Annotated in this window: 18 protein-coding genes; 10 read left to right on the top strand and 8 right to left on the bottom strand. The window is 59.3% G+C overall.

From position 1 onward, the window contains the following. Positions 1–18 precede the first annotated feature (18 nt). From ASD46_RS11890 to ASD46_RS11910, 5 genes are all read right to left on the bottom strand, one after another. Positions 19–783 carry a sugar phosphate isomerase/epimerase family protein gene (locus tag ASD46_RS11890; protein ID WP_013761597.1) on the bottom strand — a complete coding sequence of 255 codons (765 nt, stop codon included), beginning with the start codon at positions 781–783 and terminating at the stop codon, positions 19–21. 60 nt (positions 784–843) lie between these two features. After that, the gene (locus tag ASD46_RS11895) at positions 844–1932 is read right to left on the bottom strand and encodes an ABC transporter ATP-binding protein (RefSeq protein WP_003510949.1); all 1089 of its coding nucleotides are present in this window, start codon (positions 1930–1932) and stop codon (positions 844–846) included. 5 nt (positions 1933–1937) lie between these two features. Then, entirely contained in the window at positions 1938–2879 is a 942-nt protein-coding gene (locus ASD46_RS11900) for a carbohydrate ABC transporter permease (RefSeq protein WP_003510950.1), read from the bottom strand. After that, entirely contained in the window at positions 2872–3774 is a 903-nt protein-coding gene (locus ASD46_RS11905) for a carbohydrate ABC transporter permease (RefSeq protein ID WP_003510951.1), read from the bottom strand. Before ASD46_RS11905 ends, ASD46_RS11900 begins: the two co-directional genes overlap by 8 nt. Positions 3775–3915: 141 nt before the next feature. Next, positions 3916–5148, bottom strand: a complete 1233-nt coding sequence (locus ASD46_RS11910) for an ABC transporter substrate-binding protein (RefSeq protein WP_060642291.1) — start codon at positions 5146–5148, stop codon at positions 3916–3918. Between the two features lie 333 nt (positions 5149–5481). On the opposite strand from ASD46_RS11910, the gene ASD46_RS11915 reads away from it, so the two are divergent. Continuing rightward, positions 5482–6180 (top strand): CPBP family intramembrane glutamic endopeptidase, encoded by a 699-nt coding sequence (locus ASD46_RS11915; RefSeq protein ID WP_323455117.1) that lies wholly within the window; start codon positions 5482–5484, stop codon positions 6178–6180. 86 nt (positions 6181–6266) lie between these two features. Here the strand turns inward: ASD46_RS11915 and ASD46_RS11920 are convergent, their stop codons facing one another. Both ASD46_RS11920 and ASD46_RS11925 read right to left on the bottom strand, forming a co-directional pair. Beyond that, entirely contained in the window at positions 6267–7697 is a 1431-nt protein-coding gene (locus ASD46_RS11920; RefSeq protein WP_025595636.1) for a mannose-1-phosphate guanylyltransferase/mannose-6-phosphate isomerase, read from the bottom strand. 267 nt (positions 7698–7964) lie between these two features. Beyond that, complete coding sequence (locus ASD46_RS11925; protein WP_060642293.1) at positions 7965–10394, bottom strand: glucose/quinate/shikimate family membrane-bound PQQ-dependent dehydrogenase; 2430 nt, start codon at positions 10392–10394, stop codon at positions 7965–7967. 327 nt (positions 10395–10721) lie between these two features. Between ASD46_RS11925 and ASD46_RS11935 the strand changes: the two genes are divergently transcribed. From ASD46_RS11935 to ASD46_RS11970, 8 genes are all read left to right on the top strand, one after another. Continuing rightward, positions 10722–11696 carry a LysR family transcriptional regulator gene (locus ASD46_RS11935; RefSeq protein WP_025595631.1) on the top strand — a complete coding sequence of 325 codons (975 nt, stop codon included), beginning with the start codon at positions 10722–10724 and terminating at the stop codon, positions 11694–11696. Between the two features lie 160 nt (positions 11697–11856). Continuing rightward, entirely contained in the window at positions 11857–14145 is a 2289-nt protein-coding gene (locus ASD46_RS11940) for an NADP-dependent malic enzyme (RefSeq protein WP_003510961.1), read from the top strand. A gap of 267 nt (positions 14146–14412) precedes the next feature. Next, on the top strand, positions 14413–15252 hold the full coding sequence (locus tag ASD46_RS11945; RefSeq protein WP_003510963.1) for a transporter substrate-binding domain-containing protein: 840 nt from the start codon (positions 14413–14415) through the stop codon (positions 15250–15252). 203 nt (positions 15253–15455) lie between these two features. Further along, the gene (locus ASD46_RS11950) at positions 15456–16199 is read left to right on the top strand and encodes an amino acid ABC transporter permease (RefSeq protein ID WP_003510965.1); all 744 of its coding nucleotides are present in this window, start codon (positions 15456–15458) and stop codon (positions 16197–16199) included. Next, complete coding sequence (locus tag ASD46_RS11955; RefSeq protein ID WP_013761604.1) at positions 16196–16978, top strand: amino acid ABC transporter permease; 783 nt, start codon at positions 16196–16198, stop codon at positions 16976–16978. Before ASD46_RS11950 ends, ASD46_RS11955 begins: the two co-directional genes overlap by 4 nt. Before the next feature lie 12 nt (positions 16979–16990). After that, complete coding sequence (locus tag ASD46_RS11960; protein ID WP_060642295.1) at positions 16991–17791, top strand: amino acid ABC transporter ATP-binding protein; 801 nt, start codon at positions 16991–16993, stop codon at positions 17789–17791. Positions 17792–17795: 4 nt separating this feature from the next. Then, on the top strand, positions 17796–19142 hold the full coding sequence (locus ASD46_RS11965) for an MmgE/PrpD family protein (RefSeq protein WP_060642296.1): 1347 nt from the start codon (positions 17796–17798) through the stop codon (positions 19140–19142). An 18-nt stretch (positions 19143–19160) separates the two neighbouring features. Beyond that, entirely contained in the window at positions 19161–20480 is a 1320-nt protein-coding gene (locus ASD46_RS11970; protein ID WP_003510972.1) for an LLM class flavin-dependent oxidoreductase, read from the top strand. Between the two features lie 70 nt (positions 20481–20550). Here ASD46_RS11970 and ASD46_RS11975 read toward each other — a convergent pair whose 3' ends face one another. Then, positions 20551–22287: a methyl-accepting chemotaxis protein gene (locus tag ASD46_RS11975; RefSeq protein ID WP_060642297.1), complete on the bottom strand. Its 1737-nt coding sequence runs from the start codon at positions 22285–22287 to the stop codon at positions 20551–20553. Positions 22288–22619: 332 nt separating this feature from the next. Between ASD46_RS11975 and ASD46_RS11980 the strand changes: the two genes are divergently transcribed. Beyond that, the gene (locus ASD46_RS11980; RefSeq protein ID WP_060642298.1) at positions 22620–23873 is read left to right on the top strand and encodes an NAD(P)/FAD-dependent oxidoreductase; all 1254 of its coding nucleotides are present in this window, start codon (positions 22620–22622) and stop codon (positions 23871–23873) included. Positions 23874–23883: the final 10 nt, after the last annotated feature.

A 23883-nucleotide genomic window follows, 5' to 3' on the forward strand; every position in this document is an offset into this window, starting at 1 on the left:
AAAACTCCGGATTGATGCTCAATAGGTTTTGAAGGATGCGATGGAGCGCGTGATCAGCCGATCGATATCCTTGGGATTGTCGTGTTCGACCACGAAATGTTTCGTGGCGGATTTTGCCCTCAGTGCTGCCACAAGGGCCTTCCAGTCCACCGTGCCGTGGCCGACATCCGCCCAGCCGTCCTCATCCGTATTTTCGCCTGATGGTGCGATGTCCTTCACGTGCACGGCGGTGATGCGCTTGCCGTAGCTTTCGATCCAGGCGAGCGGATCGGCATTGCCTCTGATAATCCAGGCAATATCCGCTTCCCATTTCAGGTCCGGTCCGCCGGCAAAAATCTGCTCCTGCGGGGTGGAGCCGTCCGGGAGCACCTTGAACTCGAAATCGTGGTTGTGCCAGCCGAAGGTCAGCCCGGCATCCACGAATGGTTTACCCGCTTCCTGCAGGCGCTTGCCGAAGGCGAACCAACCAGCCGCGTCCGCCGGGCGCTGGTCGGGCATCAGGTACGGGCAATAAATCGCTTCCACGCCCAGAACCTTGGCGATGTTCAGAGCCTTTTTCGGATCACCCTCGAGAAGGTCGAGGCCGAAATGGCCGGTCGGCATGGCAAGACCATTGGCATCGAGTTCGGAGCGCAGGCTGTTCAACCCAGCGTCATCAAGCGAGGCGTACATGGCGCCGTAACCTTCGACCTGTTTGTAACCAGCCGCCGAAAGCTTCTTCAAAATATTGGAAAACGGCTGGAAATTGCGGGCGCTGTAAAGCTGGAAACCGAGTTCTGTCATTATCTCCTCCATAGAGATGTGGGTGCTTGGGATGGTGTTGGGGGTAAAACGGGGCCCTTCCTAAAGCCGCTCTTCGCTCTGTGCGTCGAACAGCGAGGCCATGGTGAGGTCTAGGCCGAGGCGAACCCGGGTGCCCGGCGCAAACCGCCTGTGGCCGCCAACGCGCACGGACAGGGTATGACCGGCATGTTTGAGCCAGATCAGATTGTCGGCGCCCATCGGCTCCTCGATGTCAACGATCGCCTCATGCACCTCGCCGCTGACGATGTCGGCATCGACGCGCACATGTTCGGGACGCACACCGAGAACCACGGCACGACCGGCTACAAGCGGCGCCTCCGGCTGATAACCATCCAGTGAGAAGGTGACGCCGTTGGTGGTGAAGACCACCTTGCCGTCCTTCTCGATCAATTCGCCACGCAGGAAATTCATCGAGGGCGAACCGATGAAGCCCGCGACGAAGAGGTTCCTTGGCTTGTTGTAGATGGTGACGGGATCGGCAAGCTGCTGGATGACGCCGCTTTTCATGATGGCGATACGATCAGCCAGTGTCAGCGCCTCGATCTGATCGTGTGTCACGTAGATCATGGTGTTTTTCAGCGCCTGGTGCAGCCGTTTGATCTCGACGCGCAGTTCCGAGCGCAGCTTGGCATCGAGGTTGGAAAGCGGTTCATCGAACAGGAACACATCCACATCGCGCACCAGCGCCCGGCCGATCGCCACGCGCTGGCGCTGGCCGCCGGAAAGCTCGGCGGGCTTGCGCTTCAGGAGTGGTTCGATCTGCAATATGCCCGCCGCCCTTTTGACGCGCCGGTCGATTTCCTCTTTCGGAACCTTGGCGACCTGAAGGCCGAAGGAGAGATTTTTCTCCACCGTCATCTGCGGATAGAGCGCATAGGACTGGAACACCATGCCGATGCCACGATCCTTCGGCTCCTCCCAGGTAACGTTGCGGTCCTTGATGAAGATTTGCCCGTCGGTTGGCTCCAGAAGGCCCGCAATGCAATTGAGAAGTGTCGACTTGCCGCAGCCGGAAGAGCCGAGCAGCACGAGGAACTCGCCGTCGTAAATATCGAGATTGAGGTCTTTCAGGACGGTAACGGCACCGAAGGACAGGGAAAGATCGCGAATGGAAACGCTTTTGTTCATATAACTCAACCTTTTACTGCGCCTGCGGCGATGCCACGGACGAAAAGCCTGCCGGAGACGAAATAAACAATCAAAGGCACGGCCCCGGTGAGAAGGGTTGCAGCCATGTTGACGTTGTATTCCTTCACGCCCTGCACGGAGTTGACGATATTATTGAGCTGCACCGTCATCGGGTAATATTCCGGCCGCGTGAACACGACACCGAACAGGAAGTCGTTCCAGATGCCGGTGACCTGCAGGATCATCGCCACGACGAAGATCGGCAGCGACATGGGCAGCATGATGCGAAAATAGATCTGCCAGAAATTGGCGCCATCAATACGTGCCGCCTTGAACAATTCCTCCGGCAGCGACGCAAAATAGTTGCGGAAGAGCAGCGTCAGGATCGGCATGCCGAAAATCGTGTGCACGATCACGAGGCCGGTCAGCGTGCCATAAATGCCCAATTCGCGCAGCACGATGACGATCGGGTAGATCATTACCTGATAGGGGATGAAGGCGCCGATGATGAGGATCGAGAAGAACAGTTCCGAACCCTTGAACTTCCAGTTCGCGATGGCGTAACCGCTGACGGAAGCCACGATGATCGAGATCACGACCGACGGTATGAGGATGCGTACCGAGTTCCAGAAGCCGCGTGAAAGCCCGTCGCAGTTCAGCCCGGTGCAGGCATTCGCCCAGGCTTTCACCCAGGGTTCGAAGGTGATTTCCACCGGTGGCGCGAAAATGTTGCCGAGCCGTATTTCCGGCATACCCTTCAGAGAGGTGACAACCATCACGTAAAGCGGCAGCAGGTAATAGGCGGCAGCGACAAACAGTGTGCCATAGAGAATGATGTTGCGGCGGGAAAACGTTTTTTTCGGCTTCTTGCCGCGGGGACCGGAAAGGTCCGTGGCAACCGCATCGGTTGCGGCGGCGACCGTGTTCAATGTGCTGATATTAGCCACGTTTCTTGCCTCCGAATTCGAGGTACGCCCATGGAATGACGATAATGGCGACGGTCAGAAGCATCATGGTGGAGGCGGCAAAGCCCTGCCCCAGGTTCTGCGCCTGGAACATGTAGTCATAGACATATTTCGCCGGCACTTCGGATGCGATGCCCGGTCCGCCACTGGTCTGCGCCACCACCAGATCGTACACCTTGACGATGCCGCTCGCGATAATGACAAGCGTGGTGATGAAGACCGGCCGCATCATGGGAATGATGATGAGGATATAGGTCTTCCACATCGGAATGCCGTCGACGCGCGTCGCCTTCCAGATATCCTCGTCTATGCCGCGAAGACCGGCCAGCATCAGGCACATGACGAGCCCCGTGCCCTGCCAGAGCGCCGCGATCAGGATGCCGTAGATAACGATCTCGGAGTTATAAAGCGGGTCGAAGGTGAAGCTTTCCCACCCCATCGAGCGGACCACGGACTGAATGCCGAATTCCGGGTTCAACAGCCATTGCCAGACAAGGCCGGTTACGATGAACGACAGAGCAAAGGGATAAAGGAAGATGGTGCGGAAGGTGTTCTCGAAACGGATCTTCTGATCCATCAGCGCCGCCAGCACGAAGCCGATCACCAGACTGAAGATCAGCGACAGAATGCCGTAGATCGCCAGATTCTGGATGGAAATGATCCAGCGCGGCGCGGCCCACAACCGCTCATACTGGTCGAAACCGATGAAGCTTGCACGTGGCAGAAGCTTGGAATTGGTGAATGAATAAATCACCGTCCAGACCGTTCCGCCGAGAAAAATCACGACGGCGGTCAATATCATGGGAATGGAAGCAATCTTCGAATTGAGATTGCGGAAAAGCTGGTTGGGGCGGCCGGAGCGCGCTAGACCCGCCATGGATGACCCTCCTGTAACGTTGCCGTTGATAGCCAGGCAAGGTCTCAAAGACCTTGCCCCAATCCTCCGGGCTTGCGCGTTTACGCATCCCGCAGGGAGCTTGCGGCGGATGGATGCCACCCGCCGCACAAGAGGTTGCGGTTAGTCAGCGGAACCGATGATGCCGGCGAAGCGCTTCTGTGCATCTTCTGCAGTCATCGCGCTGGCAAAAAACTCTGCCATCAGGTCTTCTTTCTGCTTCTGCGTATCAGCAGAAATCAGCTGGTCTGTGCTGGTCAGCGCATTGCCCTTGGCCAGAATTTCCAGACCCTTCTTCATGCAATCATTGGCCGCATTGAGGTCGACGTCGCCACGGATCGGCAGCGAGCCTTTCTTAAGGTTGAAAGCCACCTGCGTTTTAGGATCGACGATGGTTGCAGCCAGAACGTCCTGCGCCTTGGACTTTGCTTCATCCTTCAGCAGCGGGAAATAAAAGGCGTCGCCGCCGGTGGTGAGATAGTCGTTAAGGCCGAGACCCGGCAGGCAAGTGTAGTCGGTACCCGCCTTCTGGTTGGCAAGCTGGAACTCGCCCTGCGCCCAGTCACCCATGATCTGGCCGCCGGCCTTGCCTGTTATGACCATGTTGGTGGCCTGGTTCCAGTCCTGAACATTGGTGCCCTTGGCCATGTCACGGGCCTCGACGGCGGCCGCAAAAATCTTGGCCATGTCGGGACCGGCCGCTGCTTCGGCATCCTTGTCGCCATAGACCTTCTGATAAAGATCCTTGCCGCCGATCGAAAGCGTCAACGTGTCGAACAGGCCATTGGCCTGCCATGCCTGACCGCCGAGCGCGAGCGGCTGTATGCCGGCTTTTTTCAGTGCCGGTGCTGCGACAGCAAATTCAGTCCAGTTCTTGGGAACTTCGACGCCCGCTTTCTTGAACGCTTCGTTGGAAAGCCACAGCCATTGCCAGGAATGGATGTTGACCGGCGCGCAATAGATCTTGCCGTCGATGGTGCAGCTGTCGAGCAGGCTTGCCGGCTTTATGACGTCTTTCCACTTGCCCTTTTCGGCAACGTCGGTCAGGTCGCGCATCAGGCCGGCCTGCACCAGCTCTTCCGCCTGTCTGCCATGGTTGAACTGGGTGGCACCCATCGGGTCGCCGCCGGTGATACGGCTGATCATGATCGGACGGGCGGTGCCGCCCGAACCGGCAATAGCGCCGTCCACCCACTTGTTGCCGGTGGCATCAAAAGCCTTGGCAAGTTCGGCAACGGCAGCGGCTTCACCGCCCGATGTCCACCAATGGGTAACTTCAAGATCGGTAGCCCCAGCGACACCCGCCGGAATCATAACACTGGCCAAAAAGGCCGCAGAAATAAAGCGCATTCGCATGAGTCTCCTCCCTCACTGAAACGTTGCAGTTGGAACGTAAGCGAAGATTTTTGATTAGGCAACCGCCTAAAAAATGAATCTCGCCGCAGCTCGCCGCGCTGTTTCGAGCAGATACAAACGTGCCGAACGGCTAGATTTTGTTGAGAAAGAAGATTGGGAAATTGGAAGGACGCCGAATGGCACGACAAAGACTGCGCACCGGTAATCCCGCAGGCAACGTAGTATCTTCATAGTCCTCCGACTTTGGCGTCGGTTCCTGCGCACAGAGTGCCAAGCCCGCATGGACGGGCAAACATAAGGTGAGCGATCGTGAAACGTTGGCACATTCTTTTGATGATCGGTCTGGCGGGCGTGTTATCGCTTTTGCTCGCACCGTTCGAACGGCTGGCGTCGGGACAGGATCTTTCCTTCACGATACGGGTTGTGATGCTCGTCCAGCAGGCAGTCCTGATCATTGCTGCGGTGGCGACGGGTCAAGCGCTCGCCGGCAAACTCGGGCTCGGCACTCCGCTGATCGATGCCTGGCTGAAAGGAGCCGGGTTCGGGCCAGTCTTGCGCAGGCAAGCCCCAGCAGCTTTGCTGACGGGTCTTCTCGTCGGCCTGTTGATGGTCGCTTATTGGTCTGTGATCCTGCCTGCCTTCACCGATACGGCAACCATGGAAAAAATGGCGGCGTTTGAAGTCCCACTTGTCACCCGGCTTCTCTATGGCGGCATAACGGAGGAGCTGCTGACCCGATGGGGCTTGATGGCATTATTCGCATGGGCGCTCTGGCGAATAGTGGGCAAGGGGCAAGTCCAGCCGGTCATGCTGTGGACTGCCATTGTCATCGCAGCGGCCCTTTTTGCCGTGGGCCACCTGCCCTTCCTTTTTGCCATTACCGTTCATCCGCAACCATTGCTGATTGTCAGTGTCATGCTCGGCAATTTTATCCCCGGACTGATGTTCGGGTGGCTGTTCTGGCGTCGCGGGCTGGAAGCAGCGATGCTTTCCCACGCTTTCGCCCACTGCGTGAATGCAACTGTCTCCTGATCCGTCGAGCCGACAGATAAGTCAGGGATTTATCATCCCGGCCTCGCCGGCCGGGATAAAATGCCGCTTCGGTGCGGGCAGCAGTCCTAATGCCTCTTATAATCATCCTCGATGCGGATGACGTCGTCTTCGCCAAGATAGGCGCCGGTCTGGATTTCGACCAACTCAAGCGGAATCTGCCCCTCATTGGCAAGCCGGTGCGGTTGGCCAATCGGGATATAGACGGACTGGTTTTCCGTCAGCAGCCGGGTTTCGTCGCCAATCGTTACGGTTGCCGTGCCCTTGACGATGATCCAGTGCTCCGAGCGGTGATAGTGTTTCTGGAACGAGATGCGGTGGCCAGGATCAACCGTGATGTGGCCCACGCGGTAGCGCTCGTCCACATACATATGTTCGATGTAACCCCATGGACGATACACTCGCCTGTGTGCTTGCGTCCGCGGCGCGTGTTCGCCATCCTTCAGTGTCTCCACCAGGCCCTTCACGTCCTGCACCCGGTTTTTCGGCACCACCAGAACCGCATCCTTGGTAGCCACCACCACCAGATCCTTTGCCCCCACCACGGTCGTCAGCAATTGCGTGGAATGGATCAGGCAGCCCTCGGAATCGATGAAGACGCCGTCGCCCTCGAGCGCATTGTCGTTGCCATGCTTGTCGGCGATTTCCCAGATCGCGTCCCAGCTGCCGATATCCGACCAGCGGAAATGGCCGTGCACCACCGCCATGCGCTTGGTCTTCTCGATCACCGCATAGTCGATGGAGTTTTTCGGCGAGGCCTCGAAGCTCGCCTGATGCAGGCGCACGAAGCCAAGGTCGCTTTCATATTGTTCGACCGACTGCGTTACTGCCGCAAGAATCTCCGGCGCGAATGCCTTGAGTTCGGCAATCATCACGTCGGAACGGAACAGGAAGTTGCCGGAGTTCCAGAGATAACCCTTCTCCAGATAGGAGATTGCCGTCTTCACATCCGGTTTTTCCACGAATGCCTCGACGATGCTCAGGTCAGCCTCACCATCAATTGCTTCACCAGGCTTGATGTAGCCGTAAGAGGTGCGCGGCTCGGTTGGCACCAGACCGAAAACGACGATATTGCCCTGATCGGCGGCCTTGGCGCCAAGCCTCACGGACTCTGAAAATTTGTCGGCATCCAGCACCACATGGTCGGCGGCGAGCGCCAGCACCAGGCATCCCGGCTCCCGGCGCTCGGCCAGCACGGCGGCAGCGGCCATGGCGGCGGCACTGTCGCGGCGGGCGGGTTCGAGAACCACCGTCGCCGGAAGATCGATCTCCTCAGCCTGGCGGCGGGCGAAGAAGCGGAAATCCTCGTTGGTGATCACCAGCGGCTCGGCATAAAGCGCCTTGTCGGCCACGCGCGTCAGTGTCTGCTGATAGGTCGAAAGATTGCCGACCAGCGGCTGGAACTGCTTGGGCAACTGATCGCGCGATACCGGCCAAAGCCGTGATCCCGCCCCACCAGCAAGAAGAACCGGCGTGATCTTTCGAGATTGTTCCGTCACAATAAAAACCTTTCCAACTTTAAAAAATTCCCGGCGGGCCGGACAATATACATATTTACCAATGCTGCCATCATCGATTCACGGGCGGATAAGCGCAAGCTCATAAGTTCGCCTTGTGAAAGCTTGGTGAATGTCGGACCCGTTTTGCTAACGCAACCCACAGGGTGAGGTTCCGCGCAAAGGTAGTTCAGTGGCTTTGACAGGCCGCAAAGAAAAACCCGGGCGAATGGCCCGGATTTCCGTTTTCAGAGCGATGAACTGTCAGGATCAGTTCGGCAACGCGTAAGCGATCACGTAGTCGCCACGGTCAGGAGACTGACGTGCACCGCCGGCCGAGATGACGACATATTGCTTGCCTGTCTTCGGAGACTTGTAGCTCATCGGGCCGCCCTGGCTGCCGACAGGAAGGCGGGCCTTCCAGACTTCCTTGCCGGTCGCCGTATCGAAGGCGCGCAGATAATAATCCTGGGTGCCGGCGATGAAGACGAGACCGCCCTGGGTGGCAAGCGTTCCGCCGAGCGTAGGCATGCCGATCGGGATCGGCAGACCCATCTTGATGCCAAGCGGACCGGTATCCTCAACGGTGCCGACAGGAACCTGCCACTTGATCTGCTGCGTCTTCATGTCGATCGCAGTCATCGAGCCATAGGGTGGAGCCTGGCAGGGAATGCCGAGAGCAGACAGGAAACGGTTCTTGTTCACCGCATAGGGCGTGCCCTTCATGGGAACGACGCCCATGCCGGTATTGACGCTTTCGCCGCCGCTTGCCGTTGCCTTGGTGGGAGCAGCTTCCTTCATCTCAATCCACAGGCCGAGGCGCATGTCGTTGATGAAGATTGTGTTGGTCGTCGGGTCAGTCGAGATGCCGCCCCAGTTCATGCCGCCGAGCGAGCCCGGGAAGGCGAGGGAGAGGTCAGTGCCCGGCGCCGTATAGAGGCCTTCATAACGCATGCCCTTGAAAGCGATACGGCACAGAAGCTGATCGAAAGGGGTGGCACCCCACATATCGGCTTCCGTCAGCGTCTGCGCGCCGATTTGCGGCATGCCCACCGAACGCGGCTGCGTTGGTGCATATGGCTCATTCGGAATGTTGCCGGCCTTGACCGGAACGTCTTCCACCTTGGTCAGCGGCTGGCCAGTCGCACGGTCCAGCACATAGATCTGACCGGCCTTGGTGCCGAAGACCAGAGCCGGAACGGTCGTTCCGTCAGCCTTCGGGAAATCGACGAAGCTCGGCTGCATCGGCACGTCGAAGTCCCATAGGTCGTTATGAACCGTCTGGTAGACCCACTTTTCGCGGCCGGTCGTGGCATCGAGCGCCAGCATGGAAGCGCCGTATTTATGATCGAGCGGTGTGCGCGTCGCGCCATAAAGATCGACCGAGGGGCTGCCTACCGGCATGAAGACCGTGTTCAGCTCCGGATCGTAGGACATGGATGCCCAGACGTTCGGCGTGGAACGGGTGTAGGTCTGGCCCTCGGGCGGCAGTTTGGTGATTTCAGGGTTGCCGGGATCGAAAGCCCAGCGAAGCTCACCCGTCACAACGTCGAAACCGCGCATCACGCCGCCAGGCATATCCACCTGTACGTTGTCAGCGATACGTCCGCCGACCACGACGGTGGTGCCGGCCAGTGTGGGGGCCGATGTCAGCACATATTGCGGGTCCGGCGCATCACCAAGACCGATCTTCAGATCGACGCGGCCATTGGTGCCGAAATCCGGGCAAAACGCGCCGGTGTCGGCGTCGAGCGCGATGAGTTCCGCGTTGATGGTGTTCATGAGAATGCGGCGCTGGCAAAGCGCGCCGTCGGCTACGATCGCCGGGGTGACAGGCGTTGCGCCCGGAGCGGTCGGCTGCTTCAGCGGCGCCTTGGCATCGAAATAGGCGAGACCACGGCAACGCATCCAGACGGTGGATTTGGCGTTGATTTCGGTCTTCCACTTCTGCGCGCCGGTATCGGCGTCGAGCGCGATGACATTGTTGTGCGGTGTGCACACAAACACGGTGTCGCCGACCTGAAGCGGCGTTTCCTGATCTTCCGCACCGTTCGCGCCGGGGCTGATCGGGATGTCGCCGGTCCGATAGGTCCATGCCACCTCAAGGTTCTTGACGTTATCGCGGTTGATTTCGTCAAGCGCAACAAAGCGGCTGCCGCCCGCCGTATTGCCGTAATGTTCCCAGTTCTTCTGCTCTTTTTCCGGCGTTACCGGCGTCAGTGCAGCAACCTCACCCTTGAAGGCGACGGTCGGATGCGGCACGAACATGCCGGCAAAACCGGCAGCGGACGCAATGGCCAGAACGCCAGCAAGGGCAAAGGACGCGCCGTAAGCAGGCGTCTTGCCAGCCGCGCGCCGCAGCAGCGGATAGGAGAGCGCAACCACCGTGGCGCCCACGCCCAACGCCAGCAGGCGGGAGATGAGCGGCCAGAAGTGCAGTCCGGCTTCCCACACTGCCCAAACACCGCTAACGATGAAGACAAGGCCGAACAGGAGCGCGCCGGCAGGCTTGCGCAGGAGAATAAGCAAGCCGGAGACGATCAGCGCGATACCCGCCAAGACGAAATAGAGGCTGCCGCCGAGTGTTGCGAGCTGCCCGCCGCCAATGGCGAAGAACAGTCCCGCAGCGACAATGACGGCGCCGAGCACGAAGAGCCATAATCTGGCTGCAAGCGACGTTGAGGTTGCTGGTTTACTCATGAAATTAAATATCCGGTTAGGAGAGCCGCCGCGAAGGCTGACGCCCGATGATCTTTCAATGCCCGGCTCAGGCCAGACAGTCCGCCGCACTTACGGCTGAGCGAAGATGCGCTGAAGGCGACGAGGCGAAATGGGGAACAATGGTGGGGGAGACTTCCGTGGTGACTGTCATTTTGACCCATTCACTGCAGTTTATCGCCGGCCCCAATGGACGGCGGACAATGTGCTCGAACAAATCCTCCCAAGTTCGTATCGCAGAGGCCCGCATGCGGGCACTGGGCGACCGAAACCTCGGTGCGGTATAACGTCGCCTGCGACAAGATGACAATGCGCAAGACGGGCATTTTTGATAAGCTGCGCTTATACCATATCAACACCTACAACACAAAGACCTCTCCGCCGATGGATATTCGCCAGCTCGCCATTTTTGTGGAAGCCGCAAGGGCCAAAAATTTCCGCGCGGCCGCTTTGCAGTTGGGCATCGCCCAACCAGCCGTAACGCAGCGTATCCGGCAACTGGAAGAGAATCTGGGCTTCAAGCTTTTCCTCCGTGTCAACCGCGGTGTGGAACTTACGCCGGCTGGGCAGTCGATGCTGCTAGATGCGGAGGAAATTCTTGCCCGCACCAAGGGCGCGCTGGAAAAGGCACACCAGATCAGGCGCGGCCAGCTCGGCACGCTGCGCATCGGCTTCGGCACCAGCGTAATGGCGGAACGAAAATTGCCGGCGCTGATCACCCGCTATGGCAACGACCACAGGGAGGTGACGCTTGAACTCCTGCCCGGCATGACGATGGAACAATTGATCGAGCAGGTGGCGACGCGCAAGACAGACGTCGCTTTCATTCGCGCACCCCTGCCCCAATTGCCGCAGAGCTTGCGGGCCATGCCCTTCGACCGCTCCAAACTGTGCGTCGCCCTGCCGGAGCGCCATCCGCTCGCCTCCCGCCCCAGAGTTTCGGTTGGCGATATCGTGCAGGAAAAACTGCTGCTGCCGGTGGACGAGATCGGCCTGGGGCTCAGCAGCAGCGCGCTTTCCCTTTTCGAGGATGCAGGCTGTGAGCCGGAAATCGGCATGCGCATCGCTAACGTCAACACCATCCTTGCCCTCGTGGAAGCTGGCGCGGGAATTTCCATTCTGCCGGAAAGCACCGTGCGCTCCACAAGGGGCATCACAGGTGTGCCGCTCGAAAGCGCCGATGCCTGGTCAGATAGCGTGCTGGTCGTCAGACGCGGTCCGCTTGCCCTCCACGTGGAGGCCTTCGTGAATATGGTACGGCAGGCCTACCAGTCCCACCTATAATGCCGACAATACGCACTTAATCGATTGAATCGGCCACAAATTTCGCCACGGCTAAATTTGGTGCACTGAACAACATTCAACGCTTGGCACGCGCGCGAAAAATACAATAACAACGACGGATATTTTTGCACTGTTATCGACACGAAAGCACACTCAGCCCATGTCCGACACGACGAAGCCCGCCAGCCCCAGAACATCGGTTACAGATCAGGAAGCACTGGATTTCCACGCGCAAGGCAGACCGGGGAAACTGGAAATCACCCCGACCAAGCCGATGGCGACTCAGCGGGATCTGTCGCTTGCCTATTCGCCGGGAGTGGCCGTGCCGGTTAAAGCCATCGCCGAAAATCCGGCGACCGCTTACGATTATACGACACGCGGCAACATGGTAGCAGTGATCTCCAACGGCACGGCGATCCTCGGTCTCGGCAATCTCGGCGCGCTCGCCTCCAAGCCTGTCATGGAAGGCAAGTCCGTTCTGTTCAAGCGCTTTGCGGATGTGGATTCCATCGATCTCGAGGTCGATACCGAAGACGCCGACGAATTCATCAATTGCGTGCGCTACCTTGGCCCCTCTTTCGGCGGCATCAATCTGGAAGACATCAAGGCGCCGGAATGTTTCATCATCGAAAGCCGCCTGCGCGAGCTGATGGACATTCCCGTTTTCCATGACGACCAGCACGGAACCGCCATCATCGCCGCCGCCGGTCTCATCAACGCCATCGAACTGACTGGCCGAGACTTCAAGACGACGAAGCTCGTCTGTAACGGCGCAGGTGCTGCTGCCATCGCCTGCATGGACCTCATCAAGGCCATGGGTTTCAACCCCGAAAACATCACGCTTTGCGACACCAAGGGCGTGATCTACCAGGGCCGCACCGAAGGCATGAACCAGTGGAAATCCGCCCATGCGGTAAAGACTGACAACCGCACGCTGACTGAGGCCATGAAGGGCGCGGATGTCGTCTTCGGCCTGTCGCAGAAGGGTGCCTTCACCGAAGAGATGATCCGCTCCATGGCGCCGAAGCCGATCATTTTCGCAATGGCCAACCCTGACCCGGAAATCACCCCGGAAGAAGTCGCCCGCATCCGCGACGACGCCATCATGGCGACCGGGCGTTCGGATTATCCGAACCAGGTCAACAACGTCCTCGGCTTTCCCTATATCTTCCGCGGCGCGCTCGATGTCCGTGCAAGCCAGATCAACGACGCAATGAAGATTGCCGCTGCACAGGCGCTGGCCGATCTTGCCCGCGAGGATGTGCCGGATGATGTGGCCGCCGCCTATCAGGGCAACCGCCCACGCTTCGGATCGCAATATATCATTCCCGTTCCCTTCGATCCGCGCCTGATCTCGGCCATTCCGGTGGCCGTGGCCAAGGCCGCCATCGAAACCGGCGTCGCTCGCCGCGAATTGCCCGATCTCGATGCCTATGCCCGCGAGCTTTCCGCCCGCCGCGACCCCATGGCGTCGACCACGCAGCGCCTTTACGAGCGTGTGCGCCGCTCTCCGAAGCGGGTCGTTTTCGCCGAAGCGGAAGAAGAACAGGTGATGCGCGCAGCGATCTCGTTTACCGCGCAGGGGCTTGGCACCGCCATCCTGCTCGGCCGTGACGACATCATCAAGGCCAATGCGGAGCGTGCCGGCATCGATCTCGACCGCGCCAATATAGAGATCACCAATGCCCGCCTTTCCAGCCGCGTCGATGCCTATGTCGATTATCTCTATGCGCGGTTGCAGCGCGGCGGCTTCCTGCTGCGCGACGTGCAGCGCCTGATCCACAACGACCGTAACCATTTCGCCGCCTGCATGGTGGCGATGGGCGATGCGGACGCCGTGGTCACCGGCGTTACCCGCAACTATTCCACGGCGCTCGAGGATATCCGCCGCTGCATCAACACCAAACCCGGCCACCGTGTCATCGGCGTTTCTCTGGTCGTGTCGCGCAACCGAACGGTCTTCGTGGCAGATACCGCTGTGCACGACATGCCGTCTGCCGAAGACCTTGCCGATATCGCCGAAGAAGCAGCCGGTCTCGCCCGCCGTTTCGGCTACGAACCGCGTGTAGCGATGCTCGCCTATTCCACCTTCGGCCAGCCGGTTGGCGAACGCTCCGACAAGGTGCGCGAAGCGGTGAAAATCCTCGACAAGCGCAACGTCAATTTCGAGGTCGACGGGGAAATGTCGGCCGATGTGGCGCTGAACCATCATCGCATGCAGAGCCAGTATCCCTTTGCCCGCCTTTCCGGTGCGGCCAACGTGCTGGTCATGCCCGCCATCCATTCCGCCTCGATCTCCACCAAGATGCTACAGGAACTGGGCGGCGCGACCGTCATCGGCCCGCTTCTCGTCGGCCTCGACAAATCGGTGCAGATCACCTCGATGGGTGCCAAGGACAGCGACATCGTCAATATGGCGGCGATCGCGGCCTATAACGCCGGTCGGTAACGATGTGGGAGCGCTCTTCGGGAGAAGGGCGCTCAAAATGCCCAGGCATAGCCAGCATATCCTCGCCCCGTGGCGAGGATATGCCAAAGCGCCGAACCCCGCCACCGTAAGAACAAGATTCTACGATTTCAAATTATTAGGTTATTTTTTCTCACCAGAGAACTTATTGGAACACGATTTTATTTATACGATTTTTTGCGCAACGCCAATTCTCGCTCTCGACGGACGCCTCATGTAGTTTCCACCCACAACCAAAAGGAAATACCCATGGCCCTCTCCTTCTCCAGATTTGCCGCAAAACTCATCGCCGGAACCGTCGTTATCGCTTCGATGGCCACCGCCGCTCACGCGGATGCGACGCTCGACCGTATCAAGGGTCGCGGCAAGCTCACCGTCGGCGTCATCCTGTCCGGCGCGCCTTTCGGCTTCATCGATCCGAAGACGCAGGAGCAGAAGGGCCTCAACATCGACGTCGCAAAGGCACTGGCCGCCGGTCTCGGTGTGGAGCTGGTGACCGAAACCGTGACCCCGCCCAACCGCGTGCAGTTCCTGCAGCAGGGCAAGGTTGATATTCTGATCGCCAACATGCAGTACACGGAAGAGCGCGCCAAAACGCTCGATTACGTGCCCACCCCCTATGACCGCCAGGGCGGCGCAGCCATCGGCCGAAAGGACTCGGGCATCAAGGACTGGCCGGACCTGAAGGGCAAGATTGCCTGCGTGTCGCAGGGCTCCAACTACACCCAGCCGCTGATCGAGCAATATGGCGCGCAGGTAAAGGCGTTGCCGAGCCAGCCGGAATCGCTGCTCGCGCTAAAGGGCGGCAATTGCGATGTCTCCGTGCACGTCAACGGCACGCTGAGCCTGATGCTTCAGGACCGCGCCGATGAGTGGAAGGATTACGGCATCCTGATCCCCACCGACCTTATCCCTTCTGACTCCGTCATCTGGCTGCGCAAGGGCGAGGCCGACACGCAGGCTGCGCTCGACAAGATCGTCAAGGAGCTGCACGCTTCCGGCAAAATGATCGAATTCGCCAAGGCCAACCGCCTGCCGAGCATCGGCTTCATGGAAGAGCAGAAGACGAAGCTCTCCGCGGCGCAGTAAAGGCTGGGCAATCCCGCTTGCTCCGTCACCCCGGACCTGGTCCGGGGGACCGGCATGTCGTAGGGGCATCTGCCGTCACGGAGATTTCCCCTCACCACTGAGAACGGCCGGTTTCGCCCGCCGTTCTTTTCTGCTTTATAGCAAGACAGGTCATTCTGGCACCGCCTGCCGGGCGGCAGCCGCGACAACAGCATGGATATCCGATGCAGGATGGATTTACAGCGCGTTTCATAGAGTTGGCCGCGCATATAGGCCTCAACTATGACTTTCTGAACAGCGGCTACGAGGTTCAGATCTGGCTCGACGGCATGAAGATGACGCTCATCCTCGTCGCCGTCACCCTGCCGCTCAGCCTCGTTTTCGGCTTCATTTTCGCCGCCATGCTCACGTCAGGCAAAGGCTGGCTCGCCGGTCCGGTGCGCGCCTATGTGGAATTGACCCGCAACACGCCGACGCTGGTGCAGCTGATGTGTGGTTTCCTTGTGCTCAACATGTTGATTTCAAACGCGCTCGGCGGCGCGCAGAACAATCCGCTCACCCCGTTCTTCTGGGTCGTCGCCATCACCGGCCTGCACGTTGCCGCCTTCCATGCGGAAGCCTTGCGCGGCGGTATCGAGGCGGTGCCGGCTACCACCATCGAGGCGGCACGCGCCATCGGTTTCAGCTCTTTCGAGATTTTACGTTACGTGGAATTTCCGCTGGCAATCCGCACGGCACTTCCTTCCATAATCAACAATCTCATCAATCTGGTGAAGCTCACCACCGTCGGCTCGGCGATTGCGGTCGGTGAAATCACCTATGCCTCGATCCTGATCTGGACGCAGCGCGACAATGTGGTCGAACTGATGCTGGTGATCCTCATCTTTTTCAGTGTCATCAATTTCATCGTCGCAAGGGCGGGCCTGTGGCTTGAGCGGCGTCTTGCGGTTCCGGGGTTCGGTCAATGAGCGCGGTGGTCTCTCCAACACAGGCGGCGAAGAAGCTGCCTTTCGGCACCATTCTTCTGTGCGGCGTGCTGGTTGCCGTCGTGCTGTGGCTGGTTCTCGATCCCTCGCTCGGACAGGTGCTGCTAGAATGGCTGCCCTATCTCGGCAAGGGTTTTGCCATGAATGTGCTGATCAGCATCCTGGCGATTGCCATCGGCACCATCATCGGCGTCGTGCTTGGCATCATGGAGCTTGCGCCCTATCGCCTCGTGCGCGCGCCGGCGCTCACCTACGTGCAAATCTTCCGCAACGCCCCGCATCTGGTGCTGATTTTCGCCGCGACCTACATCTTCCCCTTCGAGATCGTCGCCTTCGGCAACTACATTCCGTTTCCAGACTGGATCAAGGCCGTGGTCGGGCTTGCGATTCCGGCCAGCGCCCACATCGCCGAAATCACCCGAGGCGCCATCCAGTCCATTCCCACTGCACAATGGGAAGCGGCGCAGGGCCTCGGGTTTTCGCGCAACCAGACGCTGCGCTGGATCATCCTGCCGCAATGCGTGAAGCGCTCGCTGCCGCCGTGGATGAACCTTTACGCCTCCATCACCATGGGCACGGCGCTTGCCTCGCTGGTCGGCGTGCATGAGCTTCTCCACGCCGCAACCGATGCAAGCACCGCAGTGCAGCGCAACGATTTCACCGTCGTGGTCTATCTCACCGTCCTGATGGCGTTCTTCCTGTTCTGCTATCCCGTGTCCCGTTTCACGCAGCGCCTTGAACGGCGCTTCGCTTCCCGCTGATTGGAATACACTATGTCCGCATCCGCCCCCCAAACCGCCGCCAAAGCTCTGGTTGAACTGGAAGGCGTGCACCTGTCCTTCGGCGACAATCAAGTGCTCAAAGGCATTGATCTCACCGTCAACAAGGGCGACGCCGTCTCCATCATCGGCCCTTCCGGCTCGGGCAAATCCACGATCCTGCGCTGCATCAACGGCCTGCTCATTCCGCAATCTGGCAAGATCACCGTGGGGCGCACCCGCGTCGATCAGCTGAAAACGGAAGCTGAGCGCATAACGCTGCGCAAGCGCATCGGCATCGTCTTCCAGCAGTTCAACCTCTTCCCGCATCTGACTGTCATGGAAAATATCACCATCGCGCCGATTAAAATCCTCGGCACGCCGAAGGCGGAAGCTGAGCGTCATGCCCGCGAATTGCTGGAAAAAGTCCGCCTGTCGCAGAAGGTGGATGCCTATCCCGGTCAGCTGTCCGGCGGCCAGCAGCAGCGTGTGGCCATTGCCCGCGCGCTTGCCATGCGGCCTGAATTGGTGCTGTTCGACGAGGTTACCTCCGCACTTGATCCGGAAACCGTGGGCGAAGTGCTCGCCGTCATCCGCGATCTCGTCAATGACGGCATGACCAGCATTCTCGTGACACACGAAATGCGCTTCGCCGAGGAAATCAGCGACAATATCGTCTTCACGGAAAACGGCCTGATCGTTGATCAGGGCACGCCGGAGCATATCTTCTACAAGTCGACCAATCCGCGTATCAACGCCTTTGTAAAGGGCCTCGGCGGACAGGTGGCACGGGTCGCCGACGGCGAAGGGATCTGACGCCATGACCGCCGACGGAAAACTCACCCTTCATCTGGCAGAAGCCATCGCCGCCTCTGATCCGCTCCGCGACGAAGAGGCTGTGACGATCGCCCGCACGGCGCTGATCGACTTTTTTGCCTGTATGCTGGGTGGCGCTTCCGACCGAAGCACTAAAATCCTCATCGACAGCTTTACGTCAGGTACATCCGGCACGGCGGGCATTGTCGGCCATGATCTGCGCACGGATGCTTTCACCGCCGCACTCATCAATGGTCATGCGGGGCACGTGCTGGATTATGACGACGTCCATGGCAGCGTGCGCGGCCACCCCACCGTCGCCATCGTTCCCGCTCTATTGGCTGTTGCGGTCGAGGAAGGCTCTACGGCGGATGCATTTATCGCCGCCTATATTGTCGGGCTGGAAACCATGGCGAGGCTTGGCCTGTCGCTCGGCACCAAGCATTACGAAAATGGCTTCCACGCCACCGCGACCCTCGGACCCATCGGTGCAGCGGCGGCCATTGCCCATCTTCTGAAATTTACCCCGCAGACGACCGCTATCGCACTCGGCCTTGCCGCCACGCAGTCGGCCGGACTTCGCCTGCAATTTGGTTATGATGCGAAGCCCCTGCATGCCGGGCTTGCGACACGCGCTGGCCTCACAGCCGCGCAGCTGACAAGATCGGGTTTTCAGGGTGCGCCGGATTTTCTGGAAAACCCTATCGGCTTTTATTCCGCCTTCGCCTTTGGCGCGGAACAGCCGAAACGGCTCCTGTCCGGCTGGGGTACACCTTGGCAGATCGTCTCTCCCGGATTGACGCTCAAGGCATTTCCCTGCTGCACCGCCAGCCACCCTGTTGCCGTTGGTGCGCTTGCACTGCGCAGTGCCGATGATCTGGCACCAGATGAAATCGAAACTGTCGTCATCACCTTTCCCCCGGGAGGCGATGCCGCTCTTGTGGGTTCGGCCACACCCGCCACGGGCATCGATGCGCGTTTCAGCGCCGAATATGTCTTCGCCGCCGCACTGACGGATGGCGCACTCGGCATCAGCCATTTCGACGAACGCCCTGCACGCGCCGACCTGCTTGGACTTTCCGCAAAAGTCTCGCGCCGGCACGACGAGACCGCCCGCCGCCTCTCGCCGGATCCTACCACCCGTTTCGTGGTCATCGACGTGACGAAGAAGGATGGCACGGTACTGTCGCGCCGTATTGACGGTCTTCCCGGCATTGATGACCCCACGGAAAAATTTGCCGACGCCACCGGCGGCAATGAAAAATTCGCCGGAATTCCGGCACTGGTGCGGACCATGAAAACCGCAGCCGACCTCAAGAAGCTAGAAGCGCTTCTGGCAACGCAAATATAACACGACCGAAATAAAGGCATGATCACCATGACCACGAATACCCGCAAAAGACAGATGCATCTTGGCCTGTTCCTGCAAGGAGCCGGCCACCACGTTTCCGGCTGGCGTCACCCGGATGCGGAAGCCGGCAGCGAGAATTTCGACCTGTTGACCCGTGTCACGAAAATGGCCGAAGATGCCAAGTTCGACATGGTCTTTCTGGCCGATGGCCTCACAAGCGGCGTCGACGCCCATCCCTCGATGATCGCCCGTTTCGAGCCGCTTACCCTGCTTGCGGCGCTTGCCATGGTGACAAACAAGATCGGACTGGCCGCCACCGCCTCCACAACCTATGGTGAGCCCTACCACACCGCACGCGCCTTCGCCTCCATCGACCATCTCAGCCACGGGCGTGCGGCGTGGAACATCGTTACCACCTCCTATGCCCGCACGGCGGCGAACTTCTCCAAGAGCCATCCCGAGCATGACGAGCGTTATGCCGTTGCGGAAGAATATGTGAACGTCGTGCGTGGCCTGTGGGACAGCTGGGACGACGACGCCTTCGTCAAGGACAAGGAAGGCGGCCGCTACGTCGATCCGCAGAAGGTCCATATTCTCGATCACGAAGGCAAATATTTCACGGTGAAGGGGCCGCTGAACATTCCGCGTTCGCCGCAGGGTCACCCGGTTCTCATTCAGGCAGGCTCCTCCGGCCCGGGGCAGGATCTCGCCGCCCGCACTGCCGATATCGTCTTCACCGCACAGCAGGCCATTTCCGAGGCGCAGGCCTTCTACACCAGCCTAAAGGCGCGAGTGGAGAAATTCGGCCGCGATCCCGCAAGCGTTGCCGTGATGCCCGGTTTCATGCCCATCATCGGCAAGAGCTTCGAAGAGGCCGGCGAAAAGCTGAAGGAGCTGAACCGCTGGACCGATATCAAGAGCGCCATGCCGTTGCTTGAGGAACGCATCGGCCATAGCCTTACCGAGTATGATCTCGACGGCCCGCTGCCGGACCTGCCTATTTCCGACCAGTTGCGCAGCCGCGCCGAACTTTTGACCGAACTGGCGCGCCGCGAAAAGTTGACGATCCGGGAACTGGCGCTGCGCGTTGCAGCTGGTCGTGGCCACCATATCGTCATGGGCACGGCCAAGGACGTTGCGGATCGCATGCAGGAGTGGTTCGAGAACGGCGCAGCAGACGGCTTCAACGTCATGCCGCCCTTCTTCCCCGGTGGGTTGGAAGAATTCAACCGCGAAGTCGTGCCGCTCTTGCAGGAACGTGGCCTGTTCCGCAAGGAATACGAAGGCTCGACGTTGCGCGACCATCTCGGCATCAACAGGCCTGCCCTGCGGGCATAAAAAACGGATGCCCGGCGACGGGCATCCGCATGACAATAGGCTCACGTGGAAGCAGGCTGTCGCCGATCCGTCAGGCTGCTTTCCTTCCCGACAGTTTCACACTGTGGCTCGTCCGCGACGAGTTGGATGAAATGGATGCCCCGTCGTCGCGCTGGGTCGCGCGGCGGTTCAGTTTGAACAGGCTGACCAGTTGCGCCAGCACATCCGCACCCTGGGCAAGGGTAGCGCTAATGGCGGTCGTGCGCGCGCTCATCGCCGCGTTTTCCTGCGTCATCCGGTCGAGCTGGTTGACTGCACGGTTGATTTCGCTGATGCCTAAGGCCTGTTCATCGGCGGCCTTGGCGATCATATCGACATTGCCGTCAATGTGCTTCACCAGCGCATCGATCTGCTTCAGCGCCTCACCCGTCTCGCCGACAAGCCGCACGCCTTCCATAACCTCGGTGCCGGAATTGTTGATGAGCGCCTTGATTTCCTTGGCGGCACTGGCGGAGCGTTGCGCAAGTTCGCGCACCTCCTGTGCCACGACCGCAAAACCCTTGCCCGCATCGCCCGCGCGCGCGGCTTCGACGCCCGCATTCAGGGCAAGAAGGTTGGTCTGGAAGGCGATTTCATCGATAACGCCGATAATCTGGCTGATTTCCCGCGATGCCGTCTCGATGCGCTGCATGGCGTTGACGGTACGCCCAACGACTTCGGTGGAAGCCGCCGTTGACGTCCGCGCACTCTGAACGAGTTTTCGGGTTTCCTTGGTGTTTTCCGTCGATGCCCGTACAGTCGCGGTGATTTCTTCCAGCGCCGCCGAGGTTTCCTCCAGCGCCACGGCCTGCTCACGCGATCTTTCGGCGAGATGAACAGAGGCTTCGCTGACTTCCTGGCTGCTTCTGGTCAGGTCATCGGTCTGCCCAAGAACATTTTCCAGGGTTTTCTGGAATTCGGCGATGGACTTGTTGAAATCCCGTCTCAGCCCCTCGAACTCACCCACGAAAGGCTTGTCGAGCGTGACGCGGATGTTGCACTGGGAAAGACGCTCAAGCGCAGCGCCCAGTTCTTCCACCGCATGCACGCGGTCCGTTATATCGAAGGCGAATTTCACCACCTTGACGACTTTTCCCCACTCGTCGATGATCGGGTTGTAGGACGCCTGGATGAAGACGCGTTTTTCGTTCTTGCCAAGCCGCATGAACTGACCGGTCGAGAACTCTCCCTTACTAAGATCTTTCCAGAAATTGCGGTACTCTTCGGACTGCACGTAGCCACGCTCGCAAAACATCGAATGATGATTGCCGATGATCTCTTCCGCCGTGTAGCCGAGTGCTGTCAGGAAGTTTTCATTCGCGGAGAGAATTTTCCCCTCGGGAGTGAACTCGATCATCGCCTGCGCACGCGAAAGCGCTGCCAGCTTGCCGTTATCCTCGGTGCTTCGGCGCTTCGTCGCCGTGATATCGGAAGCGATCTTGACCACCTTGTAAGGTTTGCCGAAACGAAAAACCGGATTGTAGGAGGCTTCAATCCAGATGTCGTCGCCGGTTTTCGACCGCCGCCGATATTGGCCCTGATCGTATTCGCCGCGTGAGAGTTTCGCCCAGAAGGCCTTGTATTCGGGTGACGCTGCATCTTCGGGAGACAGGAACATGCTATGGGGGCGTCCGATGATTTCTGATTGCTGATAGCCGACCGCCTTGCAGAAATTGTCGTTCGCTTTCAGAATTTTGCCAGTCAGATCGAACTCGATGATGGCTTGCGAGCGGCTTAGGGCATCAAGTACCGCAGATGCGTCCGTACCGAGTTTGAAAAATTGAGACATGTCTTTGAACTCCCAACAATAACTTGTATGCGGACCTTTCCTCCTCGATGCCAAAGAGATGAAAATAAAGGATCGGTCTGCGTGTACGCGAAACCTAGCCGGACACCGTTAAATAGCAATTAATGATGACCCATAACTATTGGTCCAATGACCGAAACTGTTGGCAAGAATACTCCAGACCGAGCTGCCTTTACCAACCCGTCCGCACCGGATGAGAACCGCTTATTTGCCACAGTGCTGATATTTCTGCCGCCGCAGAGCGATACGGGCTTTCATCGGTACGGCATTCATTGTTATGGCGGGCTTGAAAGATTTGTGTTGCAGGAGCGCCGATGACCAAAACCCTGAAATGCGACGTGCTGGTGATCGGCACCGGCATTATCGGTTCCATGGCGGCGCTTTACCTGCAAAATGCCGGGCGTGAGGTCTTTCTTCTGGAGCGCGGTGAAGTTGCCCGGGGCGCAAGCTCCGGTAATGCCGGCATCCTCGCCTTTCCCGAAATCATCCCCATTCCCGCCCCCGGCATCATGAGAAAAGCACCGCGCTGGCTTTTCGATCCGCTTGGCCCGCTCAGTGTGCCGCCTGCTTATGCGCCGAAGATCGCGCCGTGGCTGTGGCGTTTCTGGCGCGCCAGCGCTGAGCGCAACTTTCGCCACGGCCTGAGAACGCTCAGCGAGATCAACCGGCTGTCTGCCACCGAAATGGCCCATGTCGCCGCCATGCCGGAGCTCTCGCACTTTGTCGCGAAAACCGGCACGCTCGATCTTTACGACAGCGAAGCCAGCCTCAACGCTGCCAGCAAGGACTGGGATGAAAAGGAACAGGAAGGCTTCTCTTCCAAGCGTGTCGCCCGCAACGAGATAGACGAGTTGCAGCCGGGTCTTGCCCCGCAATTCCGCCACGCCATGTTCTCGCCTGATGGCTTGCAGGTCTCCGATCCCTACGACTTCACCCGTGCCATTTTCGACCTGGTGATCGCCCGTGGCGGAAAGCTGCGCAAGGGCGAGGCAGAACGCATCGACGCCGTCGGCGAAAGTACGATCGTGACCCTGGAAAACGGCGACAAGATCGACGCCGACAAGGTGGTGATCGCCTGCGGCGCGTGGTCCAAGCCGCTTGCCGCAACACTTGGCAACATCGTGCCGCTGGAAACCGAACGCGGCTATAACACCACCCTGCCCGCCGGCGCCTTCAACCTCACGCGCCAGCTTTATTTCAACGACCACGGTTTTGTCATTACACCGCTATCGTCTGGTATCCGCGTTGGCGGCGCAGTCGAGTTGGGCGGTCTGGAGTTGAAGCCGAATTTCAAGCGATCCGAGGCCATGCTCAAAAAAGCCGGTCGTTTCCTGCCCGGCCTCAAGGTTGAAGGCGGCCAGCAATGGATGGGGTTCCGCCCTTCGATGCCGGACTGTCTTCCCGTCATCGGCACGGCGCGCACCACACCTTCCGTCATCTATGCCTTTGGCCACGGCCATCTGGGGCTGACGCAATCGGCAGCTACCGCCCGCCTCGTGACCCAACTGGCAAACGGCGAGGAGACCGCAATATCGGTCGATCCGTTCCGTCCGGGGCGTTTTTCCTGAAAATGCGGAA

It is taken from the genome of Rhizobium sp. Root491 (genome assembly GCF_001427205.1).
GTDB lineage: Bacteria > Pseudomonadota > Alphaproteobacteria > Rhizobiales > Rhizobiaceae > Agrobacterium > Agrobacterium tumefaciens.